At 41.3% G+C, this 4,810-nt stretch carries 6 protein-coding genes; 4 read left to right on the plus strand and 2 right to left on the minus strand.

Annotation, left to right across the window (positions count from 1 at the left end; genetic code table 11):
* Positions 1-29: 29 nt before the first annotated feature.
* Positions 30-743 (minus strand): head GIN domain-containing protein, encoded by a 714-nt coding sequence (locus tag DBR11_RS19880; protein WP_108554369.1) that lies wholly within the window; start codon positions 741-743, stop codon positions 30-32.
* A gap of 125 nt (positions 744-868) precedes the next feature.
* Here DBR11_RS19880 and DBR11_RS19885 point away from each other — a divergent pair, with 125 nt between their 5' ends.
* The 4 genes from DBR11_RS19885 to hemH all read left to right on the plus strand — a co-directional run bounded on the left by DBR11_RS19885 (position 869) and on the right by hemH (position 4,021).
* Positions 869-1,378 carry a phosphoribosyltransferase family protein gene (locus DBR11_RS19885; protein ID WP_108554370.1) on the plus strand — a complete coding sequence of 170 codons (510 nt, stop codon included), beginning with the start codon at positions 869-871 and terminating at the stop codon, positions 1,376-1,378.
* Between the two features lie 38 nt (positions 1,379-1,416).
* Entirely contained in the window at positions 1,417-2,043 is a 627-nt protein-coding gene (locus tag DBR11_RS19890; protein ID WP_108554371.1) for a 1-acyl-sn-glycerol-3-phosphate acyltransferase, read from the plus strand.
* Positions 2,044-2,087: 44 nt separating this feature from the next.
* Positions 2,088-2,936 carry a 4-hydroxy-3-methylbut-2-enyl diphosphate reductase gene (locus DBR11_RS19895; protein WP_108554372.1) on the plus strand — a complete coding sequence of 283 codons (849 nt, stop codon included), beginning with the start codon at positions 2,088-2,090 and terminating at the stop codon, positions 2,934-2,936.
* A gap of 71 nt (positions 2,937-3,007) precedes the next feature.
* Entirely contained in the window at positions 3,008-4,021 is a 1,014-nt protein-coding gene (gene hemH, locus DBR11_RS19900) for a ferrochelatase (RefSeq protein ID WP_108554373.1), read from the plus strand.
* Here hemH and DBR11_RS19905 read toward each other — a convergent pair.
* Positions 4,018-4,810: 3-deoxy-D-manno-octulosonic acid transferase (locus tag DBR11_RS19905; RefSeq protein WP_304594100.1), on the minus strand; the 793-nt coding region annotated here is incomplete at its 5' end. The two genes, hemH and DBR11_RS19905, sit on opposite strands and share 4 nt — an antisense overlap.

Consider the following 4,810-nt stretch of genomic DNA (forward strand, 5'->3'; position numbering starts at 1 on the left):
GGGCAGGGATTACAAACTAAAAACTAAACTTAATTTACTTTCGTTACATCTCCGCTTTTAGAGGAGCTATTTCTTAGCGAGGCATCTCCTTTATAGTGGATGTCACTGCCTCCGCTGGCACTTGCTTCAAGCGCACGTGTTACATATACATTGGCATCTGATCCGCCGCTGGAGCTTACCTTCGCATTCTCTACTTTAAATTCATAGGCTTTGATATCGCTTCCTCCGCTCGATTGAATATCCATATTGGTTGCACTGCCTTTGAGTGTTACATCAGAACCACCACTGGCCTGGAGCTGGAAATCTCTTGTGGTAAGATCTAATTTAAGATCAGAACCACCGGAAGCCCTTACATTCAGGCGGTCGGTTTTTATAGGGGCCTGACTAAAAACGTCGCTGCCTCCGCTTGCGGTAAGTGCCGTTAATGTTTTAAAGTTTACATAAGCCTTGATGCTTTGCCCTTTAAAAAATCTGCCCCATCCTGAATTGTCTTTATACCGGATGGTCAGGGTATTGCCGTTTTTCTCAACGATTACATTTTTTAACAAATCTTCATGTGCAACAACTTTAACGGCCTCAGTTCCGTTCTGCGTCAGATAAAGGTCGATACCACTGGCTACAGTGATCTCATTGAAATTACTTACAGAAAAATTCTTACTCGGTTGTGCGTAAAGGGTCACAGTGCTTAAGCAATAGACCAGCGCCAGGACCAAGATTGATTTAATAGAGTATAAGGTTCTCATGCGATTAGGTTTTACTTAATTTAGACGCACAAAGTATTGAAACGTTGCAAACTTTAGAAAATATTTTTTAAATATTTGATTATGATCGTTAAAATAGTTCTTTTTGTAGGACAAACAATGAACAAATGGCCGATTCTCAATTAGTAGTTCTGGATAAAATACAAATACAGCAAAAGATCAACCGGATCGCTTATCAGATCCTGGAAGACAATCTTAATGAAAAGGAGATTGTACTGGCTGGTATATGGGACAGAGGCTATAAGCTGGCTTTGAGGCTTAAGGAGGTTCTGTTAAAGATTTCCGATCTGAAGGTCCTCATCCTTAGGATTGATCTGGAAAAGAACAACAGTAAACTGGTGGCCAGTACGGATCTGGATGAAACGAAGTGGAAGAATAAAGTGATCATATTGGTGGATGATGTGCTGAATAGTGGTAAGACACTGGCATACGGATTAGGTGTGTTTTTAAATACCCCCCATAAAAAGATCCGCACCGTTGTGCTGGTAGACAGAAGCCATAAGATTTTTCCGATTGCCACTGATTTTGTGGGTTTACAAATGGCTACAGTACTCAAGGAGCATGTAGATGTGATTCTGGATGTAGACGGACAGGAAGACTGTGTGTACCTGAGTTAGGCATTTGTTTTTCTGGCTGTTTTTTTGCACTTTAGAGGATGCACCAGCCGCGTAAGAATTCAATTGTTCAGCAGGTCTTTTCCTGGTATATCGATTATCTCTTTAAAAGGGATTTCTCTTCTTACATTTACACCACAGACCTCCATGTCAAAGAAGAAGAGGCTATTCTTTTGCTGTCTAATCATTTTAGCTGGTGGGATGGTTTTGTTATGGTTTACCTAAATAAAAAGGTATTTAAGAAGCAGTTTCATGTACTGGTAACCGGTGAGGATTATAAAAAGCAATGGTTCTTAAAGTATTTTGGTGGCTTTGCCCCGGAACAAAAAGGTAAAGATGTGGTAGAGACGTTACTGTATGCAGGGCGTTTGCTGGATGATCCTTTGAACCTGGTCCTGTTGTTTCCACAAGGTAAATTGCATTCGGGTCATGTAGGCAGCATCACTTTTGAAAAAGGGATTATGCAGGTGCTCAACGCTTCCAAAAAGAAATTTCAAGTGGTTTTCTCCGCAACTTTATGTGATTACTTTAACCAGCGCAAGCCTCAGATGAGAACTTATCTTAAAGATTGGGAAGCTGAAGAGTATGTGAGTTTGCAATTGCTTAAAAGCGAATATAATAAGCATTATGACCATGCGCTGAAACAGCAGTCAAAAATTGCACTATAAAGGCTACTGGTTTTTATGTATTTTTGCAGAAAGAAAGAGAAAATATGTCCTATAATTTAACGGTTACTATAGATAAAGATTCTGGATTCTGTTTCGGCGTGGTCTATGCTATTGAAATGGCAGAGGATATACTGGATCATGAAGATTATCTATATTGCCTGGGAGATATTGTTCATAACGACGAAGAGGTCAGGAGGCTAACCGATAAGGGATTGCGGATCATTGATCACGAACAGCTCAAATCGCTTAAAAACGAGAAGGTATTGGTTCGTGCACATGGTGAGGCGCCTTCCACCTATGAACTGGCTCTGAAAAATGAACTGATCCTGATAGATGCTTCGTGCCCGGTAGTTTTAAAATTACAGAACCGGATCAAGAACTCTCATGATGAGGGAGAGCCTATTCTTATTTTTGGAAAACACGGCCATGCCGAGGTTATTGGTTTACAAGGGCAAACGGATGGTCAGGCCATTGTATTTCAGGACCTGTCAGAACTCGATGATATGAATCTGCCATCGTCATTTACCCTGTATAGTCAGACGACCAAAAGCACAGATAAATTTTATCACATCAAAGACCAGTTGTTGAGCAGGGGGTATGAAGTTAAAGCTAATGATACGATTTGCAGGCAGGTATCTAACCGCTACGGCGACCTGGAAAAGTTTGTGGTTAATTTTGATAAGATCATCTTTGTCTCTGGAAAAAAGTCGTCCAATGGCAAGGTATTGTATGATGTTTGCAAAAAATACAACGACAACTCTTACTTTATCTCCAATGTAGAGGAAATAGATTTATCCTGGTTTAATCCGAATGACAGGGTTGGGATTTGTGGGGCAACTTCAACACCAATGTGGCTGATGGAGCAGGTGAAAGCATTTCTTCTTCATCATTAAAAAGTAATTATTAGTTTTCGGAAAACAGATTAGGCATTATAACGCGTTGATTCGTTATTTTTGGGCAATTTATGGGAAAAAAGGGTATATTATTAGTGAATTTAGGGACTCCAGACAGTCCGGAAGTTAAAGATGTTCGTAGATATCTTGATCAGTTTCTAATGGATGAACGGGTGATCGACATTCCCGCTTTCAACAGAACACTTTTGGTTAAAGGAGTTATTGTTCCTTTCCGAAGCCCTAAAACATCTAAACTCTATAAAGAAATCTGGGACGAGAATGGATCTCCTTTACTGTATTTCAGTAAGATCCAGGCCGCCCTGTTGCAGGACCAGCTTGGACCAGATTATCAGGTGGAACTGGCTATGCGTTACCAGAATCCTTCTATAGCTTCCGCCCTGGAGAAAATGAAAGCCAATTTGGTGGAAGACATCCGGGTCATCCCGATGTTTCCGCAATATGCATCAGCCAGTACCGGATCTGTGATACAAAGTGTGATGGAAATCCTTGGTAAATGGCCCACGGTGCCCCCGGTATCCTTTGTCAGCTCCTTCCATAACAATGAACTTGTATTAGAGGCTTTTGCTGAAAATGCGAAGAAATATCAGCCTGAAACTTATGATCATATTTTGTTCAGTTTTCACGGGCTTCCAGAGCGGCAGTTGTTGAAATGTGACCATACAGGAAGCTATTGTTTGAAAAAGGACAATTGCTGTGAGACATTAAATGATACCAATAAATATTGCTATTCTGCTCAAGGGCATGATACAGCAAAGCTGATCGCTCAAAAACTAAATATAGCCAGAGAGAACTATACGGTTTGTTTTCAGTCCCGTTTAGGGAAAGAACCTTGGGTACAGCCTTACACTACTGACGTGTTAAAGAAACTGGCTGCTGAAGGCAAGAAACGCCTGCTGGTCTTTAGCCCTGCTTTTGTTGCAGATTGCCTGGAAACTTTGTATGAGATCACAGTAGAATATCATGAAGAGTTTAAGGCATTGGGCGGAGAACATGTTCAACTGGTGGAAAGTTTGAATGACCATCCTAAATTTATTAAAGCTTTGGTGGAGCTGGCTAAAAACTAGTTCAGATATTTGCTGATTTCTTTCAGAATACCTGCAGTGGCACCTTTTTTCTCTTTCACGTAGTCTTTTGCAATTTGCCCGAAGGCTGGCTGGCCGGAGAAATGTTCAAAGGCATTTTTCAGCTCCTCTTCGTTATGGATACTGATGGCTGCTTTTCTTGCAACCAGGTCTTTGGCTTCCTGAAATTTCTCGTACCTGGGACCAAAGATAACCGGTAAACCAAAAGCGGCAGCTTCCAGCGTATTGTGTATACCCGTCCCAAATCCGCCACCAATATAAGCGATAGTACCATATTGATAAAGTGAAGATAAAAGGCCAATATTGTCTATGATCAGCACTTGATTATCCATTAAAGAGGTCTGTAAGGCAGAATATCGGATGGCCGAAGGGAATAGTTTTTCTATTTGTCGGATATGATCAGCTCCAATTTCATGAGGTGCCAGTATAAGTTTCCAGTTGGGATTTGCTATGGTAAGATTGGCCAGCAGGTTTTCGTCGGCCGGCCAGGTACTGCCGGCCAGCAGGACAGGGGCACGGGAAATAAATTCCTCGATCAGGGGCAGGGATTTAACAGCTTCCGCATTTTCGTAAACCCGGTCAAAACGGGTGTCTCCACTCAATTCCACATTTTGTAAGCCGATTTGCTTAAGCAGGTTTACACTTTCTTTATTTTGGACAAAAAACCAGGTGATACAATTTAGCATATTGCGGTAGAAACCTCCATACCATTTAAAGAACAATTGATTTGGCCTGAAAATGCCGGACACTAGAAAGAGCGGGATATTCTTC

It is taken from the genome of Pedobacter sp. HMWF019 (assembly GCF_003061025.1).
Taxonomy (GTDB): Bacteria; Bacteroidota; Bacteroidia; order Sphingobacteriales; family Sphingobacteriaceae; genus Pedobacter.

Coding starts and splice junctions, on each gene's coding strand:
- DBR11_RS19890 (WP_108554371.1), top strand. CDS start 1,417: ATGCACCAGCCGCGTAAGAATTCAATTGTTCAGCAGGTCTTTTCCTGG.
- DBR11_RS19885 (WP_108554370.1), top strand. CDS start 869: ATGGCCGATTCTCAATTAGTAGTTCTGGATAAAATACAAATACAGCAA.
- DBR11_RS19895 (WP_108554372.1), top strand. CDS start 2,088: ATGTCCTATAATTTAACGGTTACTATAGATAAAGATTCTGGATTCTGT.
- DBR11_RS19880 (WP_108554369.1), bottom strand. CDS start 743: ATGAGAACCTTATACTCTATTAAATCAATCTTGGTCCTGGCGCTGGTC.
- hemH (WP_108554373.1), top strand. CDS start 3,008: ATGGGAAAAAAGGGTATATTATTAGTGAATTTAGGGACTCCAGACAGT.